We start from the raw sequence: 16,656 nt of genomic DNA, 5'->3' as shown, positions 1-16,656 counted from the left end.
CCAGGAGCAGTGGATTCTCACGCTCTGCACCTCAATCCTGGGCGGTCTGGTGGTCGGATTCGCCGCCTTTCCCCGCCAGGAGGGCCGCCGGGTGGAATGGACCTGGGTGCTGCTGCTGTCGCCCCTCTGGGTGATCCTGTTCGTGGCCCTGGGCATGGGCCCGATCATCACCCGCACCAATGACGTGCTGCCGTTGCTGCGCAACGTGCTGGGGTTCCTGGGGGCGTCGGTGCTGGCGTACCTGATTGCCCAGAAGACCCTGGGAGGCGTGCGCCTACAGGGCAAGGGCGAGAACTGATACCTGAGGCGAGGAGCGTCGATTCGGCTTAGCGGGCCTTGGTCTGTTCGCTCACCTTCTCCAGCTGGCAGGAGAGGCTGTCATCGCTGCAGGCCGGAGGCAACTGGCGAATCGCCACGTCTTCCCAGACGGCGGCTGCTTCGTTGCGGAGCTGGGCCAGGTTCTGCGCGTAGAACTGGCGCAGATCATTGAGACGCTTGACGGGTTGTCCGTAGAAGCTGCGACCGGCCAGGGTGGGGAAGGAGGCCCATTCAGGGGCCAGACGGGCCGCTAGGTCGGGGGTCAGCTCACCGCGGTCGGCCAGGTGCAGGGCGCCCCGGCGCTGCACCAGGAACAGGGCGGCCTGGTCCTGGGAGTCGGGGCCGAAATCGGGCATGCCCAGGGCCCGGGTCACCATGTCCCAGGTGAAGGGCATGAACTGGTAGGCACCCGCGGCCGCACTGGCGTAGCGGGCGGTGCGCATCACCCGGTTGGGATGGCGATCCAGGGACTCGAAGAGGCTGCCGCCGAACAGGATGCGGTAACCGACCTCATGGCCGTTGGCCCAGGTGCCTTCGGCGTAGCGGATGGTGTTGAGCAGCGCCCGGCGCTCCGGCGTGATGGCGAAGACCCTGGGAGCGGCCGGCAGGGGGGTCAACATCGCCACCCTGGCGGGGGCCACACGGGCCTCGGGACCCAGCTGCCAGGCCCTGGAGGTGTCGGCGGCAGCGGCGGGCCCTGCGAGGCCCAGGCTGAGGCCGGCGACGGCGAGGACCAGGTGACGGCGCTGAAGGTTCGGCAAGAGAAACGGTCGTGAAGGACAAGTGGGGGAAGTATCCGTTAAGTGGATAACGGAATAAATCCGACGTGATGTGCTTGGCGTGACCGGGTCTTCAGGAGAATGACATCAGGAAGAACCAGTGATCCCGTGGCAAGGAGAAGAAAAATCCAGCATCGAGACTTCGCGGTAATTTGCCGATGAATGCCTCCAAACGATTCGGCGTTAGTGACGGTCGAACAACTGTCTACTGGTATCAAGAATGACGTTTTGCATTCGAGTTACAGCCAGGCACTGAAGTTTTTGGGCCTCGATGAACAGATGATCAAATCCTGAAGCCAGAGCCCATAGGCAGTGCTGATCGTCCATCCAGCAGGGAAACGATCGCCTGAGCGGCGGTCGTCGCCCCATCCAGCGGCAGGGGGCCGAGCCTGGGGGGCTCCAGGGGCCGATCCAGCTGCCAGTCGCCCCGGCGGAAGGCCTCCTGGCTCAGCAGCCGGTGCCAGCCGTGGTTGCGCAGGTCCTCCTCCAGCACCGGCGCTTCCGCGAATCCCGTGCGGTGCACCAGGTGGATGCCCACCCCCTGGCTGAAGGCCTCACAGAAGCTGCTGTAGCCAGGCTTGGTGATCAGCCGTCCCGCCAGGGGCATCAGGTCGAGGGGGCGCACGCCCGCGGGTAGACAACGGCCATTGGGCACCGTGGCCAGGAGCGGCTCCGGACCGATGAACACATGCTCGGGCCAGCGGGCCAGCAGGGCCGGGTCGATCGCCATGCCGAGGCCCCCGAAGCTCACCAGCACCACCCGATCCCGAGCCGGCGGCAGGGCCAGCTCCCGGGCCAGCCACTCCAGAACAAGCCGGGGCCTGGAGCTCGTCAGGCCCAGCCGCACCTCCGGCAGACCCCAGTCCATCGGCAGGGACAGAGGGCAATGGAGCAGCAGATCCCCCTGGGCATAGAGCTGCCGGTGGCGTTCAACGAAGGGCTCGAAGCGGGGGCCCATGGGGGCGTGGATCGTGTCCCAGCCGAAGCTGGCCAGCCACACCAGCGGCACCCGCAGCCGGCGGGCCAGCAGGGCCGCCGCCGGGGGCACATCCCCCAGCACCAGGACTGGCTGGCGCTGGTCTTCCAGCCAGCGGGCCTCGCGTTCGACCAGCTCGGGCAGGTCGGCCTCCAGTGCCTGGAGCGCCGCCAGGGTGGCGACGGGATCGGCCCCCAGGGCATCCGCCTGGATCACCCCCACGTCCCAGCGGCAGGGGCGGCGCTCGAAGGGCACCGCGCCAAGGGAGAGCATCAGGAAGGCTTCAGGCAGTCCGGTGGAGAGCACCAGACGCCAGTCGGGCCTGAGGGCCGCCAGTTCGCAGAGCACCGAAGCCGTGCGGGAGCCGTGGCCGAAGCCATGGCTGCTGATGCAGGCGTAAATCAGCAAGGGCTGAGGACGCCCGCCGCCGGCAGGGCCGCCGTCCAGAGCGTCTGCTCGTAGTGGAGCGCGCCATCGATGCCGTACCAGCGGTGGCTGATGTGGCGCAGATCGCCGTCGACGAAAACGACCCAGCTGAAGTGGCGCAGGGCCCGCCCCTGCTGGTCCACCCCGTGACGGGGGACGGAGGCGGTGTTGAGGAACGCGGTGCCGTGGGCGTCGCGGCGGAAGCTGAGCCGCTCGCCCTGGTGGTGGCACAGGGCGTGATGCATGTGGCCGAAGATGACCAGGGGCAGGGGGCGGCGCCGGCGGATCTGATCCACTGCCAGGGCCAGATCCTGATCGCCCCAGTCGCAGGCGGGAGCCTTCCAGTCCCGGCCGCAGAGGTCGTCCATCTGGGCGCCCAGGCCACTGGGACCGGAATGGGCCAGCAGCACCAGGGGCAGCTGGGGATCGGCCGCCAGGGCCGCCCGGCTGATGCGTTCAGCGGACTCCTGCAGGCCCACCGGCCCATAGACGGCCCTGACGGCCTTGGAAAGGTGGTAGCCGCCGCCGGCGGTCCCGGGACGGGCCCCCACCACGGCCAGCCCAGGGGGACGCAGTTCCCTGAGGCCCCAGCCGCAGTGCCGGTCACCCAGCAGCTCGAGCTGATGGCGCAGGGTGCGGCCACTGCCGTCCTTGCCCGCATCGTGGTTGCCGAGCACGCAGGCCACGGGCAGCTCCAGGCTGGCGAGCAGTTCGGGGATGCGGCTCTTCCCGTCGCTGAAATCACCCACCAGCAGCAGGGCGTCCGGACGGATCCGATCCAGGACGTCGTGGTCACTGCGATCCCACTGCTCGTGCAGATCCCCGGCGATGGCGATGTTCAGCTCAGCCAATACCAACCGCTTCCTAGAGTGGGATCATCGTGCATGGGCAGGGGCAACGGTTGGTCTTCACGCAGACGCTGACCCAGGCGCCGCTCCACAATGGCCGGCCACCCGGCGACGCTGCAGAACCGTCCGCCGCGGATCCCGAGGTGTTCCCACCCCGCCATGGGCTGGCCGCCGCCATCGAGGTGCTGAAAAAGGAGCGGAACGCCATCGTTCTGGCCCATTACTACCAGGACACCAGCATCCAGGATTGCGCCGATTTCATCGGTGATTCCCTCGAACTCTCCCGCAAGGCGGCCAGCACCGAGGCCGAGGTAATCGTCTTCTGCGGCGTTCACTTCATGGCCGAGACCGCCAAGATCCTCAACCCTGGCAAGACCGTGCTGTTGCCCGACCTGGAGGCGGGATGCAGCCTGGCCGATGCCTGCCCGGCCGACGCCTTCGCCGACTTCCGCCGCCGGCACCCGGACCACATCGTGGTGAGCTACATCAACTGTTCCGCGGCGGTGAAGGCCAAGAGCGACCTGATCTGCACCAGCAGCAACGCCGTGCACCTGGTGCAGCAGCTGCCGGCCGACCGACCGATCCTGTTCGCCCCCGACCAGAACCTGGGCCGCTGGGTCGCCCGCGAAAGCGGGCGGGAGCTGACCCTCTGGCCGGGGAGCTGCATCGTCCATGAAACCTTCAGTGAGCAGGCCCTGCTGCAGCTCCGCCTGGAACACCCCGAAGCCGAGGTGATCGCCCATCCGGAGTGTCAGCAGCATCTGCTGGATCTGGCCGACTTCATCGGCTCCACCAGCAAGCTCCTGCAGCGCACCGAGACCAGTGCGGCCCCCTCCTTCATCGTGCTCACCGAGCCGGGCATCCTGCATCAGATGCGACGCCGCTCCCCCGGCAAGACCCTCTATGAGGTCCCGGGTGCCGATGGCTGCAGCTGCAACGCCTGCCCCTACATGCGGCTGAACACGCTCGAGAAACTGTGGCAGTGCCTGCACACCATGGCGCCGGCCCTCGAACTCGACGAGGAGATCCGACGCCAGGCTCTGGTGCCGATCGAGCGCATGCTGGCGATGAGTGCCTGAGGCAGGAGCGCCGGCGACTGGGGCTCCCCTGGTTCAATAGCTGTAATTGGCCACGAACAGGGAGGCGGCATCGTCCGAGGGCTCGGAGCCGGCCACGTAGGCCCCGCGGGCCGCCGCACCGTTGGCACGGGCACGGGCCAGCAGGGCCGCCTGGCCGGCCGCGGCATCGGTTCCTCGCCAGTGGCTGAGGCAGGAGTGCTGCAGAGCCCGGCCATAGGAAAAGCCCAGGTGCCAGGGGGCCTCGGGGGCGGCGTGGTGGATCGCCGAAAGGAACACGCTGGCCTCCTCCTCGCCCAGGCCGCCTGAGAGGAACAGGATCGCCGGTACGGCGGGGGGAACGCTGCGCCGCAGGGTGCGCACGGTGAAGGCAGCCACCTGTTCGGGGCTGGGACGCTCGGCGCCGTCGGCACCGGGAAGGGTCATCGAGGGCTTGAGCAGGGTGCCCTCCAGAAACACCCCGTTCTGTCCCAGGGCCTCGTAGACGCTGCGCAGCACCCACTCCTGCACCGCGGCCGTGGTGAGGATGTCGTGGTCGCCATCCATCAGGATCTCCGGCTCCACGATGGGCACCAGGCCCTCGTCCTGGGCGGTGCGGGCGTAGCGGGCCAGCCCCCAGGCGTTCTCGCGCACGCACAGCTCCGAAGGGCAGCCATCGGCACTGATGCGCAGCACTGCCCGCCATTTGGCGAAGCGGGCGCCACGGGCGTAGGCGCGGGCCGCCCGCTCCCGCAGCCCTCGCAGTCCGGTGCACCAGGTCTCGCCGGGCAGGCCGCCCGCCAGGGGTTCCACGCCCAGATCCAGCTTGATCCCCGCCACCACCCCCTGGGCCTGGAACAGCTCAAGGATCGATCCGGCCGGCTGGCCCGGCACGGCGGCGGCTTGCTGAAACAGGGTCTCCTCGTAGAGGATCACGCCGCTGATTGTTTCGCCGAGGCCGGGGGCAGTGGCCAGCAGGGTGCGGTAGGCGCGGCGGTTGTCCTCGCTGTTCTCGAGGCCGATCGCCTCGAAGCGCTTGCCGATGGTGCCGGTGGACTCATCCGCCGCCAGCAGACCGGTGCCCGGCCTTGCCAGGGCCACCGCGGTGGCCTCCAGTTCCTCGCGATGGGTGTCAAGGGCCATGGCGCGGCGGGAAAGGTGTCTCCCATGGCTAGAGGGCAGCGCCCTCGCCGTCAACGGGGCAGGTTCGCCAGGATGCCGGCAACCTCCGCCATCGGCGCCGTCTGGGCCTGCGCACACCATGGTCCTGCCGGGCGACGGCCTGATCCAGCTCACCACCGAGGGGCTGTACTGTCCGGCCGCGGACGCCTGGATCGATCCCTGGCGGCCGGTGAGCCGGGCCCTGATCACCCATGGCCACGCCGACCACGCCCGGCCGGGATGCGGCGCGTACTGGGCGGTGGCAGCGGGCGAAGGCGTCCTGCGACAGCGACTGGGGGCAGGCATCAGCCTGACGGGAATGGGTTACGGGGAGGAGCGGCGCCTCGGCGGGGCGCGGGTGTCGTTCCATTCGGCCGGACACGTGCTGGGCTCGGCCCAGATCCGGATCAGCGCCGGCGGCGAAACCTGGCTGATCAGTGGCGACTACAAGCGGGATGCCGACCCCAGCTGCGCCCCGTTCGAGCCTGTGACGGCCGACGTGCTGATCACGGAGGCCACCTTCGGGCTGCCGATCTACCGCTGGCGACCCGGCCGGCAGGTGGCCGCCGAGATCCTGGCCTGGTGGCGGGAGGCCCCCCAGCGACCCTCGCTGCTGTTCGCCTATGCCTTCGGCAAGGCCCAGCGGCTGCTGGCGGAACTGGCCGCGCTGGGGGTGGAGGAGGAGGTGCTGCTGCACGGGGCGGTGCAGGCCCTGATGGCGCCCTACCGAAGCGCAGGGGTGGTGCTGCCGCCGACGCGGACACTGGGCGAACTCCACCGCCGCGAATCGCTCGCGGGGCGCCTGGTGATCGCACCGCCCTCGGCCCACCGCTCCCCCTGGATGAAGCGGTTCGTCAGTCCCCAGACCGCCTTTGTCAGCGGCTGGATGGCCGTGCGGGGCGCCAGGCGAAGGCGGGGGTTCGAGCGCGGCTTCGCCCTCAGCGACCACGCCGACTGGGACGGCCTGCTGCGCACCGTTGCGGACTCCGGCGCCCGCCAGGTGTACGTGACCCACGGCAACAGTGAGGGCCTGGCCCGGTTCCTGCGCGAGGAGCAGGGCCTGGCGGCGGAACCCCTGGGGCGAGCCTTCGAGGGGCAGCGCAACGAACAGGGGGAGGTGGAGGCGGCGGCCATGGCGCCAGAGGGGGTTCCCGTAGGTCCGTCCCCCTGACTGTGGCCACGGCCCCCACCGGGGCGGCGGCGACCGTCCGAGAGTGGGAGGCCTCACCAACGGCGGCGACCACCATGCTCTTCAACCTCAGCCGACGCCTGCAGTCGCTGCGGATGGTGGCCAGCCTCGCCGCCTTCCTGAAAAACCCCTCGGAACTGGACAGCGTCTTCGGTGTCGCGCGCAGCCTCCAGGGCAGCCCCCTGGCCACCCAGATGCAGCGTCACCTGCTGGAGAAACCAGCCATGGCCGCCCTGGTGGCGGAGGGCTGGAGGCCCGCCCCGATCGACATGGCCGCTCTGGCGGCCCTGCCCGAGGGCAGCCTGGGCCGCACCTATGCCGAACAACTGAAGCGGCTGAATCTGACGCCCGAGAGCCTGATCGATCCCCGGCCGATCACCACCCCGGCGGAGTACATCACCCACCGGCTGCGGGAAACCCACGACATCGTGCACGTGCTCACCGGCTTCGGCATCGATGGCCCGGGGGAACTGGGGCTGCAGGCCTTCAACCTGGCCCAGGTGCGCTCCCCCCTGGCGGTGCTGCTGATCTTCGGCGGCCTGCTCGGCACCCTCCAGGACGACGAGCCCCTCGAACCCCTGTTGCGCTCCCTGGCCCGCGGCTTCGAGCTGGGCCTGGCGGCCCGCTGCCTGATCACCTTCAAGCTGGAGGAGGGCTGGGAGCGACCCCTTGCCGACTGGCGACGGGAGCTGGGGCTGCCGGAATCGCCCCGGGTCTGAGCCGATGCAGCTGTTCGCCGAGCTCTTCGAGACCCTGGAGCACAGCGGCGGCACCCGGGCCCGGGTGGCCGCCCTGGGGGCCTTCTTCCGGGCGGCCGATCTAGCCGACGGCGCCTGGGCCCTGGCCCTGCTGCTGGGCAAGCGGAAGCGGCGGCTGATCACCGGCCGAAGATTGCGGCAGATCTGCCTGGAGCGTTCCGGGCTGCCCGAGTGGTTGTTTGAGTCGTGCCATGCCCAGGTGGGGGACTCGGCCGAGACCATCGCCCTGTTGCTCCCCCAGCTGGGCCTGCCGCCGGCCCCGCCCCTGGAGCTTCCCCTGGCCACCTGGATGGAAACGCGGCTGCCGGCCCTGGCCGCTTTGGAGGGAGAGGCACAGGCGGAAGCGGTGCTGGCGATCTGGGCGGCCCTGCCGGACGGCCAGTGCTTCCTGTTCAACAAGCTGCTCACCGGCGGCTTTCGGGTGGGAGTGGCCGCTGGCCTGGTCACCCGGGCCCTGGCCCAGGTGTCAGGGCTGGAGGAGGCGGAGCTGGCCCACCGGCTGATGGGCGGGTTCGAGCCCTCCGCCGCGGCTATGGAAGCCCTCCTGGCGCCCCTGGAGGCCGGCGCGGCCGCCCCGATCAGCCGGCCCTATCCCTTCTGCCTGGCCTCACCGTTGGAGGCCGAGCGCCTGGCCGCCACCGACCCCGCCGGCTGGCAGGTGGAGTGGAAGTGGGACGGGATCCGGGCCCAGCTGATCCGGCGCAGCGGCCAGACCTTTCTGTGGAGCCGAGGCGAGGACTTGATCAATGCCAGCTTCCCCGAGCTGGAGGGGATGGCCGAGCGGTTGCCGCCGGGGACGGTGCTGGATGGGGAGCTGACCGTCTGGCCGGCGCAGGCGCCACAGCCCGCCGGCTTCGGTCCCCTGCAGCGGCGGCTGGGAAGGCAGAAACCCGGCGCCGCCCTGCTGCGGGAGTGGCCGGCGGCCTTCGTCGCCTACGACCTGCTGGAGAGGGGGGGACAGGACCTGCGCCCGGAGCCCCTGGGCCGGCGTCGCGCCGCCCTGGAGGCTCTGGTGCAGGGGCTGCCGCCGGCGGCCTCCACCCCCGCCGCCGGGCTCCTGCGCCTCTCCCCGGTGCTGCCGCTGGGGGGCTGGCAGGAGCTGGACGCCCTGCGGCAGCAGGCCCGCTCGGTGGGCGCCGAGGGGCTGATGCTGAAGGCGCTCGATTCGGCCTACGGCGTCGGCCGGCGCCGCGGGCTGTGGTGGAAGCACAAGCTGGAGCCGATGGAACTCGATGCGGTGCTGCTCTATGCCCAGGCCGGCAGCGGCCGCCGCGCCAACCTCTACACCGATTACACCTTCGGCCTCTGGGATGGCGAGGGCCGCCTGGTGACCTTCGCCAAGGCCTATTCGGGGCTCGACGATGGCGAGATCAACGAGCTGGACCGCTGGATCCGCCGCCACACCACGGAACGCTTCGGTCCGGTGCGGGCCGTCGAGCCCTTACAGGTCTTCACCCTGGGCTTCGAGGGCCTGCAGCGCTCCAGCCGGCACCGCAGCGGCCTGGCCGTGCGCTTCCCCCGCATCCTGCGCTGGCGGCGTGATCGCAGCGCCGAATCCGCCGACAGCCTGACCAGCGCCCTGGCCCTGCTGGAGGATCCAGCTGCTCAGTGATCGGCTTCTCAGCGATACACCGTGCGGCCATCACCCGGCAGCAAAACGGGGGCGGCCGGGTCGATGCGCCGGCCCAGGCTGAGCTCCGGGGGACCGGGATCGTCTCCCTGCTGCCAGCGCTCCAGGGACAGCACGCGGCCGTCCTCCCCTTCGTAATCACCGAAGCGGCAGCCCTGCATGCGCCGGTTCATCACGCGGGCTGCGGCGCTCACCGAGGCCCGGCCCGTTTCCTTCAGGTGATACAGCTGGCCGCGACAGCGCAGGTGATCTGGGAAGTCGGCGGTCAGACCCTCCAGCTCCGAGGCCGGGGCGTCCTCCAGCCAGCTCACCTCCAGCCAGTCGTCCTCGCAGACGCTGAGCCAGCGGCCATCGCCGCCGTCGCGCAGCAGGTACTCCAGCCACTGGAAGCCGGCGTCGTCGTAGAGGAGCCGGTCCTCCACCACCCAGTCACGGCCGTCGTACTGGACGATGTCGCCGGTGGTCAGATTGAACAGGGTGCGGCCGGGCAGCTTGGGTGCCTGGCGCCGCAGCCGTGAGCGCCGCAGCAGCAGCACGGCAACAGCGGCCAGCAGCAGCAGGGGCAGGAGGAGCCAGACAGCCATCGGTGCGCAGGGTGCCGGACCATCACGGCCGGCTGGCTCAGCTTATGGAGGCTGGTGACCCGACTCCAGCAACGGCGTCGATCAGTTCTCCCGCCAGCGGCCCTGGCGCTGATAGTCGGCCAGCACCGGCCGGTGCAGGCGGTTGGGCAACACCCGCTCCCCCGGCGGCAGGGCAAGATCCCGGCTCAGGGGAAAGAGCCGGTCAAGCTGCCCCTGGTCGATCCACCGGCCCTGGAAGGGCAGCACAGCCTTTGCCGGTTGCTTCCCGCCCCGGTGGGCCAGCACGAATCCCCACGGGCCGAAGCTGGGCACGTCCACGCCGTAGGGCCGCGTGGTCAGGTTCAACTCCATCAGGGTGGCCTGGATCGAGGCCAGCACCCTGGGGCTGAAGAAGGGCGTCGAGGCCTGGGTGACCAGCATCCCGTCGGGGGCGAGACGCCGCAGCAGGCGCCCATAGAAGGTGACGCTATACAGGCGGGCCAGCGGCGGCGTGGCCGGGTCGGGGAAGTCGGCGATGATCACGTCGTAACGGCCCCGCAGCTGCCGCACCCGCTCGAAGGCGTCGCCGATCACGAGCCGCACCCGCCGGTCCTCCAGGCTGGCGCCGTTGAGGCGCCGCAGGAACGGCTGCTGCTTCGCCAGGCGCACCATCTCAGGGTCGAGCTCCAGCACATCCACCTGCCGCACCGCGGGCCAGCGCAGCACCTCACGCAGCGCCAGGCCATCGCCGGCCCCCAGCAGCAGCACCCGCTGCGGCCGGCCCTGCAGCGCCATCGCCGGATGCACCAGGGCCTCGTGGTAGCGGTATTCATCGAGGCTCGAGAACTGCAGCTGGCCATCCAGGAACAGGCGCAGATCATCACGGCGGCGTGTGAGAACGATGCGCTGGTGGCGGCTCTGCAGGCGGCTCACCACCGGATCCTCGTAAAGGCCGTCCTCGATCCGGTCGCCGAGGGGAACAAGTCCCCAGCCGGCCAGGGCGATCACAGGGAAGGCCACGGCGATCGAGCCGCGCCAGCGACGTCCCACCGGAAAGGCGGCGGCGATGGCCACACAACTGGCCAACGGCACCATGGCCAGCAAGCCGGCGGTGGGCAGCAGGCCCAGCCAGGGCAGCAGCACCAGGGGGAAGATCAGGGCCCCCACCAGGGCCCCCAGGTAATCGAGGGCCAGCACCCTGGCCAGGGCCACCCGCAGCTGCTGACCGCACTCCAGCAGCCTGGTCAGCAGCGGCACCTCCATGCCACCGAGCACCCCCACCAGCACGGTGCCGATCACCAGGCCCAGCCACACCGGCCCACCCGCCCGGAAGAGGGCGAACAGGGCCAGGGGCGCCAGCAGGCAGAGGGGAGCCAGGGCCAGTTCCACCGCCAGAAACCACTGCAGCAGGGCGAAACCGGGATCGGGGCCAACGGCCAGGAACTGGCTCAGCCAGGCGCCCAGGCCCATGGCGGCCAGGAACATGCCGATCACCACGCCGGTGGCCAGGGCATGGTCGCCGAGCAGGTAGCTGGCCTGGGTGGCCAGCATCAGTTCCAGCACCAGGCTGACGCTGGAGGAGAGGGCCGCCGCCGCCAGCAACACCCGCACCTGAACAGGTGTGAGGGGCGGCAGATGGTGAGGCGTCACTTGGCGGCGCCGGGTCCACGCCCCTGGAAGCCTGACCAGTCCTGGCGGCGGGACGTGGCCGGCACCCACCTTCCGGCCCGGTAGCTGCCCCCGTAGCGCACCCCGCTGCCGGCGGCGGGGGTGCCGTCCTGGCCGAGGCGCCAGAGGCCGGGGCGGGTCACGGCCGTGACGGTGCCGATGGCGACCGCCGCCACGGCCAGCAGCATCAGCAGCCCCCGTTCATCGGCCATCTCCGCGGCCATCCACCACCCCAGCCAGGGGCAGAACGGACACCGGCCAGGCGGTCATCCGACCGTCCTCCACGGTGAGCTCCAGCCATTCGATCTCCCAGGCGTCGCCATCAAGGCGGAACGCCTCCGGCAGCGCCACCCGAAAGCGGTAGCTGCCTCGCTCCGGAGGTCGCAGATGCAGGCTGTGGCGCACGGACAACCAGTGGTCACCATCATTCGAGCGGTGGGCCACCGCCACCATCTCCCGATGCTGCAGGAGGGGGCGCCCCTGGGCATCGCTGACGCGCAGCTCCAGGGCCGCCGGGCCCGGGGGGGGGCCCAGCGGCGGATCGTCATGGGGCAGCTCCCAGCGCGCCACCACGCCCAGCCGCACCAGCCCCGGGCCACCAGCCCCGCAGCGGATCGCGGCGCTTGCCTCCTGGCTGCGCTGGACCCAGCGGCCCCGGCTGACGCCGTAGCAGGCCAGCAGCAGCACCTGAACCACCGCCAGCGACAGCACGGCGGTGAACAACAGCAGCGGGGCGTCAACGCTGTGGTTGCGGACGCTGCCGCGCACCAGCACCGGACTGGGCAGCGGCTGGCCCGCTTGATCGAGCAGGTCCTGCACCTCCACCGCCAACTGGAAGCGGCCGCTGCGGCCGGGGCGCAGCGCCAGCGCCAGACCGGCGTCGTCTTCCTGCCAGGTGCCGCTCTCCCCCCCCTCCGCCCAGACGCCACTGGCGCGCCAGCCATCCTTGGTGAGGTCCAGCACGGTGCCGCCGCTGGCGTCGAGGAGGGCCACGTCCAGCGCGACCGAGCTGTTGGGCGGGATCTCGGCCGTCAGCGCCAGCCGGGGGCTGCCCAACCAGCCGTCCTGCAGCGCAAAGGGGGCGCTCAGCACCCGCTGACCCTCCGGCACCACCATCACCAGCCGGCGTGGCCCCTCCAGGGCCGACAGCAGCAGCACCAGCAGGGGGAGCAATGGCAGCGCCAGGCTCGCCAGGGGCCAGAGCAACAGGTCAGGATCGCGACGCCCGCCCAGGGATGCCGGCGCCATCAGGAGCTGGCCTCCTGTCCATCCCTACGGTGGTGGCGGCGTTGCAACGAGGGGATGGTCAAACCACTGCTCCAGATGCTGCTGATGGTCGGCTGGACCTTTCTGGGCATCATCCTCATCTACGTCGGGCTGCTGCTCTTCGATCGCCTCTCGCCGATCGACTATCGCGCCGAGATTCGCAAAGGCAATGTCGCCGCCGGGGTCGTGCTGGGGGCGGTGATCCTGGCCATCGCCGCCGTGGTGGTGGCCGTGCTCTCCACCTGATCCACCAACCCTTGTCCCGTCCCTACGCGGCAGCCCTGCGGCCCATCGAGGACTGGTTCACCCGCCGTGGCTGGCGGCCGATGCCCTTCCAGCGGCAGTGCTGGCGGGCCTTCCTGGAGGGGGCCAGCGGCCTGATCCAGGTACCCACCGGCTCGGGGAAGACCTACGCCGCCGTGATGGGGCCGATCGCGGCGATGCTGGCCGAGAAGGGGGGCAGCGGACCGGATGGCGGTCTGCGTCTCGTGGTGCTGACACCCCTGCGGGCCCTGAGCCGGGATCTGCTGCTGGCGATCCGGGAACCGATCGACACCATGGGCTGGCCGCTGCGGGTGGGACTGCGCAACGGTGACACCAGCGGCCACGAACGCGGCAAGCAGCTCAAGGCCCCGCCCCAGATCCTGATCACCACCCCCGAGTCCCTCTCCCTGCTGCTGGCCGGGCCCCGGGCGGAGGCTCTGTTCGCCGACCTGGAGGCTGTGGTGATCGATGAATGGCACGAGCTGATGGGCAGCAAGCGCGGCTCCCAGACGGAGCACACCGTACTACTCTGCGCACCGAGCCGCAGCTGTCCCGATGCCGAAGGCCTGGAGCTTCGCCAGGGTGTCCACCGCCCACCAGGCTGAGACCGGTGGCGGCCTCCAGCGGCAGGCCGATCAGGGCCCCGCGGCTCGATGGTGCCAGCGGAACGGCTATGAACTGGTCGAGCACTTCAGCTTCGCCGGGAGCGCCTGGAAGGGCCGCCACCTCGCCGAGGGTGCGCCGCTGCGCAGCTGGCTGGAGCAGGCCGTCGCCGGCGAGCTGGGGCCCGAGCCGGCGCTGCTGGTGGAGGAGGTCGACCGGTTCACCAGGCAGGCGGGCCACGTGGCCCTCGGCCCGCTGCTCAGCCAGGTCTTCCCCGCGGGGGTGCGGATCGTCAACCTGCGCGAGGGGGTGGTCTACAGCGAGGAGGAGTTCAACCGGGACGACCGGCTGCTGGCCGATCTGCTGGACGACATTCGGGCGGCCCACCGGTATTCGACTCGGCTCAGCCGCCGGCTGACCGGCTACTGGGATCAGGTGCGCGAACGGATCCAGCGCGGTGAGGTGGTCAGGCCCGACGCCATCGCCCCGTTCTGGATCGGGGTCCAGGGCGGCCAGTGGGTGCTGAACGATCGAGCGCCCCTGGCCCGCCGGATCTTCGCCAGGGCCCTAGAGGTCGGGGCGGTGTCGATCGCTCGCGAGCTGAACGCCGAAGGGGTGCCGCCGCCGGCGCGCCGTGGCGATCCGTCCCGGCCCTGGTCCTCCGGGGCCCTGGTGCGGCACCTGCAGAATCCGGCCGCCTACGGCACCGTCCAGCTGCTGCGCGGGCAGATCCATCGCGACGGCTATTTCCCGCCGCTGATCAGCCGCGAGCAATGGGACCACGTCCAGGCGGCGATCCAGGACCGGAGGCAGAACATGGGCAGCCGAGGTCGTCGCGACCTGATGCGCTGGGTCGGCCAGGGACTGACGGCCTGCAGCTGCGGGTCGCGGACCCGGGTCATGACCTCAGGCACCGGCCGGCGCCAGCGCTACCTGCAGTGCGAGCGGCGGCGCGACCAGGTCGGCCGGTGCCAGGCGATCACCTACCGGCTCGACCTGCTGACGGCCCACCTGCTCACCAGGCTGCAGCCGGCCCAGCTCGCCCAGCTGGTGGGCGCCGGCGACGAACAGCGCGAGGCGGCGGTGCGTCGCCGCGAGCATGCGGCCCAGGCGGTGGCCGCGGCGGATCGAGCGCTGGCGAATGCCGAGGCGGCGCTCGGTGAGGCGATCCTCGACGGCCGTTCGGTGGAGGTGTTCGTCAAGGTCCACGGCCAGGCGGCCGCGGCGGCGACCACGGCCCGAGGCGAGCTGGCCCAGGCGGCCGCGGCGGTCGAGGCCCTGCTCGGCCAGGCCGGGACCCAGGACCTGCACGCCGACGTGGCGGCCCTGCTGCGGGCGTTCTCCGCCGGCGAAGACACGCCGGAGCAGCGGCGGGCGGTGAACAGCGGCCTCAGGCGGCTGGGGGTGCGGATCACGGTGGCCGCGGATCGGCCGGCGCTCGGGCTGGCCGTGGGCGATGGCCAGGTCGACTGGCAGCCGGTCAGCTGGGCGCAGGCGGAGTACCTGGAGCAGGGGCGGGCGGGGATCCGATCGATCGACCTGGGCGACGCGGTCGCAACCGTCGACGGCGAGATGGCGGCTGTGCATTGGACTACCGAGCCCGGTGATCCAGAACTGCCGGACGGTTAAGGGTTCGGTTACAACCCGATACTGATGCCTACCTAGTGGTCCTACCATGTGGTGGTACCTCTAGGAGCGCGAGATGGCACAGGATGTTGCCGCGGATACACGACTGGTCGAGTCGAAGCGGGAGTTTGGCCTGATGCTCCGCCGGTGGCGGGTCAGGAACGGGTGGAGCGGAAAGATCCCCGGCCTGTGGGCCAAGGCTGCTCCCGACGTGTTCCAGGGCCAGCAGGTCAGCAGCGCGACCTGGACCGGGTTTGAGAATGGGAAGGCCCAGGCTCCCGCTCCCGAGACCTTCCTCGCCCTGGCGTGCATGAACAAAGCCCTGGCCTCGGGGGAGATCGGCGCCATCACGGATCGCCAGCTGCGGGATCGAGTGGCGGCCGGGAAGCCGATCTGCCACGACGACGGCACGCCCTGGGAGGCGGGCGATTTCTTCGACTGCTTCATCGGGGCGATCTCGCCACCGAAGGCCCTGCAGGTGCCGGAGTTCGACGCCTCCGCCGAATCAGAGCGGATCCGGGTCGAGTTCACCCGCGCCGTGGCGAACCAGAACATCGGCAAGGTGGCCGCCCTGTTCGCCATGTTCCAGTGCTCCGACCTCGATGTGGAGGCGGCCAACGCGGCGGAGCAGGTGCTGCTCTGCCATGAAACCTTCACCCGGAAAGAACACGCGGCGAAGGCCTGGAACGCCCTGAGGCAGTGGACGGGGTCCCGAGCCACTGCCGCCTAGGGTCACGGGTCCGACCCTAGGGTGCTACCTTTAGGGGGTCAGCCGCCCACACACACCACGGCTGGCGTTCCATTGCGATGCAACCAACCAGAGGGCAGCCGCCCGAGGCTGTGGATCCGATTGGGTACCACTACCATCCGGCGCTGTCATCCACCCGTCTGAAGGCGGCGGTGAGCGGAACCATGCGCGCCTACTGGGCTCGCTATGTCGACCCCGAGCGGGTCGAGGTCCCGCCCACCGACGCCATGCGCCAGGGCTCCCTGGTCGACACGTTCATCACCCAGCCCGAGAAGGCTGAGAAGCGATACCTGGTGCTGCCGGCCGACGCGCCGAAGCGGCCCACGGCGAAGCAGCTGCAGGACGGCCGCAACAGCCGCCCCGGGACGAAGATCCACGACGCCTACCTGGATGCCCAGGCCCGCGAGAAGTGGTGGGAGGAGTTCTTCCCCACCATCGGCCAGCGGGAAATGGTCACCCAGGACTGGTGGGATCGAGCCGAAGCGATCCGCGAGGTGCTCATGGCGCACCCGGAGATCGGGCCCCGGCTGCGGGATGCCCTGGTCACCAGCCAGGACCCGCACCTGTGGTTCGACGAAGGCATGGGCGAGTGGTGCCGCTACCTCCCCGACCTGGAGACCGACAGCGGCGAGCTGTGGGACCTGAAGAAAGCCCGCAGCTGCTCCCCCCGGGCCATGGTCGCCCAGGCCTACGCCCTGGCCTATGACCTCCAGCTGAGCCACTACGACAGCGGCTACTGCGACCGTCACCGCGGCAAGCCGACCCAGATCGGCCTGAT

At 70.6% G+C, this 16,656-nt stretch carries 16 protein-coding genes and 2 pseudogenes; 10 read left to right on the top strand and 8 right to left on the bottom strand.

The window, feature by feature from the left end; translation table 11 throughout:
- Positions 1-298: pseudogene (locus KBZ04_RS05350) on the top strand (TPM domain-containing protein); the annotation flags it as partial.
- Between the two features lie 28 nt (positions 299-326).
- On the opposite strand, the gene KBZ04_RS05345 reads toward KBZ04_RS05350, so the two are convergent.
- The 3 genes from KBZ04_RS05345 to KBZ04_RS05335 form a co-directional block, all read right to left on the bottom strand.
- On the bottom strand, positions 327-1,079 hold the full coding sequence (locus KBZ04_RS05345; RefSeq protein WP_254990888.1) for a glycoside hydrolase family 104 protein: 753 nt from the start codon (positions 1,077-1,079) through the stop codon (positions 327-329).
- Between the two features lie 301 nt (positions 1,080-1,380).
- On the bottom strand, positions 1,381-2,481 hold the full coding sequence (locus tag KBZ04_RS05340) for a hypothetical protein (protein WP_254990887.1): 1,101 nt from the start codon (positions 2,479-2,481) through the stop codon (positions 1,381-1,383).
- Positions 2,475-3,350 (bottom strand): TIGR04168 family protein, encoded by an 876-nt coding sequence (locus KBZ04_RS05335; RefSeq protein WP_254990885.1) that lies wholly within the window; start codon positions 3,348-3,350, stop codon positions 2,475-2,477. The genes KBZ04_RS05340 and KBZ04_RS05335 overlap by 7 nt, the downstream gene beginning before the upstream one ends.
- Before the next feature lie 140 nt (positions 3,351-3,490).
- On the opposite strand from KBZ04_RS05335, the gene nadA reads away from it, so the two are divergent.
- Positions 3,491-4,426: a quinolinate synthase NadA gene (gene nadA, locus KBZ04_RS05330; protein ID WP_254990889.1), complete on the top strand. Its 936-nt coding sequence runs from the start codon at positions 3,491-3,493 to the stop codon at positions 4,424-4,426.
- Between the two features lie 33 nt (positions 4,427-4,459).
- Here the strand turns inward: nadA and KBZ04_RS05325 are convergent, their stop codons facing one another.
- A complete protein-coding gene (locus KBZ04_RS05325; protein WP_254990883.1) occupies positions 4,460-5,545 on the bottom strand; it encodes a class I fructose-bisphosphate aldolase in 1,086 nt (361 codons plus the stop codon).
- A gap of 118 nt (positions 5,546-5,663) precedes the next feature.
- Here KBZ04_RS05325 and KBZ04_RS05320 point away from each other — a divergent pair, with 118 nt between their 5' ends.
- The 3 genes from KBZ04_RS05320 (at position 5,664) to KBZ04_RS05310 (ending at position 9,122) form a co-directional block, all read left to right on the top strand.
- Positions 5,664-6,734: a ligase-associated DNA damage response exonuclease gene (locus tag KBZ04_RS05320; RefSeq protein WP_254990882.1), complete on the top strand. Its 1,071-nt coding sequence runs from the start codon at positions 5,664-5,666 to the stop codon at positions 6,732-6,734.
- Between the two features lie 74 nt (positions 6,735-6,808).
- Positions 6,809-7,471 carry a Coq4 family protein gene (locus KBZ04_RS05315; protein WP_254990880.1) on the top strand — a complete coding sequence of 221 codons (663 nt, stop codon included), beginning with the start codon at positions 6,809-6,811 and terminating at the stop codon, positions 7,469-7,471.
- A gap of 4 nt (positions 7,472-7,475) precedes the next feature.
- Positions 7,476-9,122: an ATP-dependent DNA ligase gene (locus KBZ04_RS05310; protein ID WP_254990879.1), complete on the top strand. Its 1,647-nt coding sequence runs from the start codon at positions 7,476-7,478 to the stop codon at positions 9,120-9,122.
- A gap of 8 nt (positions 9,123-9,130) precedes the next feature.
- On the opposite strand, the gene KBZ04_RS05305 is transcribed toward KBZ04_RS05310, so the two are convergent.
- From KBZ04_RS05305 to KBZ04_RS05290, 4 genes are all read right to left on the bottom strand, one after another.
- The gene (locus tag KBZ04_RS05305; RefSeq protein ID WP_254990878.1) at positions 9,131-9,724 is read right to left on the bottom strand and encodes a DUF4178 domain-containing protein; all 594 of its coding nucleotides are present in this window, start codon (positions 9,722-9,724) and stop codon (positions 9,131-9,133) included.
- A gap of 81 nt (positions 9,725-9,805) precedes the next feature.
- Complete coding sequence (locus KBZ04_RS05300) at positions 9,806-11,353, bottom strand: polyamine aminopropyltransferase (protein WP_254990876.1); 1,548 nt, start codon at positions 11,351-11,353, stop codon at positions 9,806-9,808.
- On the bottom strand, positions 11,350-11,595 hold the full coding sequence (locus KBZ04_RS05295) for a hypothetical protein (protein WP_254990875.1): 246 nt from the start codon (positions 11,593-11,595) through the stop codon (positions 11,350-11,352). Before KBZ04_RS05295 ends, KBZ04_RS05300 begins: the two co-directional genes overlap by 4 nt.
- Positions 11,573-12,619 carry a hypothetical protein gene (locus KBZ04_RS05290; RefSeq protein ID WP_254990874.1) on the bottom strand — a complete coding sequence of 349 codons (1,047 nt, stop codon included), beginning with the start codon at positions 12,617-12,619 and terminating at the stop codon, positions 11,573-11,575. The genes KBZ04_RS05295 and KBZ04_RS05290 overlap by 23 nt, the downstream gene beginning before the upstream one ends.
- Before the next feature lie 54 nt (positions 12,620-12,673).
- On the opposite strand from KBZ04_RS05290, the gene KBZ04_RS05285 reads away from it, so the two are divergent.
- From KBZ04_RS05285 to KBZ04_RS05265, 5 genes and pseudogenes are all read left to right on the top strand, one after another.
- Positions 12,674-12,883 carry a DUF350 domain-containing protein gene (locus KBZ04_RS05285; RefSeq protein ID WP_254990872.1) on the top strand — a complete coding sequence of 70 codons (210 nt, stop codon included), beginning with the start codon at positions 12,674-12,676 and terminating at the stop codon, positions 12,881-12,883.
- 80 nt (positions 12,884-12,963) lie between these two features.
- Positions 12,964-13,416: pseudogene (locus KBZ04_RS05280) on the top strand (DEAD/DEAH box helicase); the annotation flags it as partial.
- A gap of 40 nt (positions 13,417-13,456) precedes the next feature.
- On the top strand, positions 13,457-15,133 hold the full coding sequence (locus KBZ04_RS05275) for a recombinase family protein (RefSeq protein ID WP_254990871.1): 1,677 nt from the start codon (positions 13,457-13,459) through the stop codon (positions 15,131-15,133).
- A 307-nt stretch (positions 15,134-15,440) separates the two neighbouring features.
- A complete protein-coding gene (locus KBZ04_RS05270) occupies positions 15,441-15,860 on the top strand; it encodes a hypothetical protein (protein WP_254990870.1) in 420 nt (139 codons plus the stop codon).
- Positions 15,861-16,042: 182 nt separating this feature from the next.
- The coding region (locus KBZ04_RS05265; RefSeq protein WP_254990869.1) for a PD-(D/E)XK nuclease-like domain-containing protein at positions 16,043-16,656 on the top strand (614 nt) is incomplete at its 3' end.

The sequence above is a fragment of the Cyanobium sp. N5-Cardenillas genome, from assembly GCF_024345515.1.
Classification (GTDB): domain Bacteria; phylum Cyanobacteriota; class Cyanobacteriia; order PCC-6307; family Cyanobiaceae; genus Cyanobium.
The sequence above is the reverse complement of the archived record's forward strand: the minus strand, read 5'-3'. Positions and strand labels throughout refer to the sequence as shown.

Bases quoted from the DNA above. Each gene is read 5' to 3' on its own strand.
- KBZ04_RS05325 (WP_254990883.1), bottom strand. From the start codon at position 5,545: ATGGCCCTTGACACCCATCGCGAGGAACTGGAGGCCACCGCGGTGGCC.
- KBZ04_RS05320 (WP_254990882.1), top strand. From the start codon at position 5,664: ATGGTCCTGCCGGGCGACGGCCTGATCCAGCTCACCACCGAGGGGCTG.
- KBZ04_RS05315 (WP_254990880.1), top strand. From the start codon at position 6,809: ATGCTCTTCAACCTCAGCCGACGCCTGCAGTCGCTGCGGATGGTGGCC.
- KBZ04_RS05310 (WP_254990879.1), top strand. From the start codon at position 7,476: ATGCAGCTGTTCGCCGAGCTCTTCGAGACCCTGGAGCACAGCGGCGGC.
- KBZ04_RS05305 (WP_254990878.1), bottom strand. From the start codon at position 9,724: ATGGCTGTCTGGCTCCTCCTGCCCCTGCTGCTGCTGGCCGCTGTTGCC.
- KBZ04_RS05295 (WP_254990875.1), bottom strand. From the start codon at position 11,595: ATGGCCGCGGAGATGGCCGATGAACGGGGGCTGCTGATGCTGCTGGCC.
- KBZ04_RS05290 (WP_254990874.1), bottom strand. From the start codon at position 12,619: ATGGCGCCGGCATCCCTGGGCGGGCGTCGCGATCCTGACCTGTTGCTC.
- KBZ04_RS05285 (WP_254990872.1), top strand. From the start codon at position 12,674: ATGGTCAAACCACTGCTCCAGATGCTGCTGATGGTCGGCTGGACCTTT.
- KBZ04_RS05275 (WP_254990871.1), top strand. From the start codon at position 13,457: ATGCCGAAGGCCTGGAGCTTCGCCAGGGTGTCCACCGCCCACCAGGCT.
- KBZ04_RS05270 (WP_254990870.1), top strand. From the start codon at position 15,441: ATGAACAAAGCCCTGGCCTCGGGGGAGATCGGCGCCATCACGGATCGC.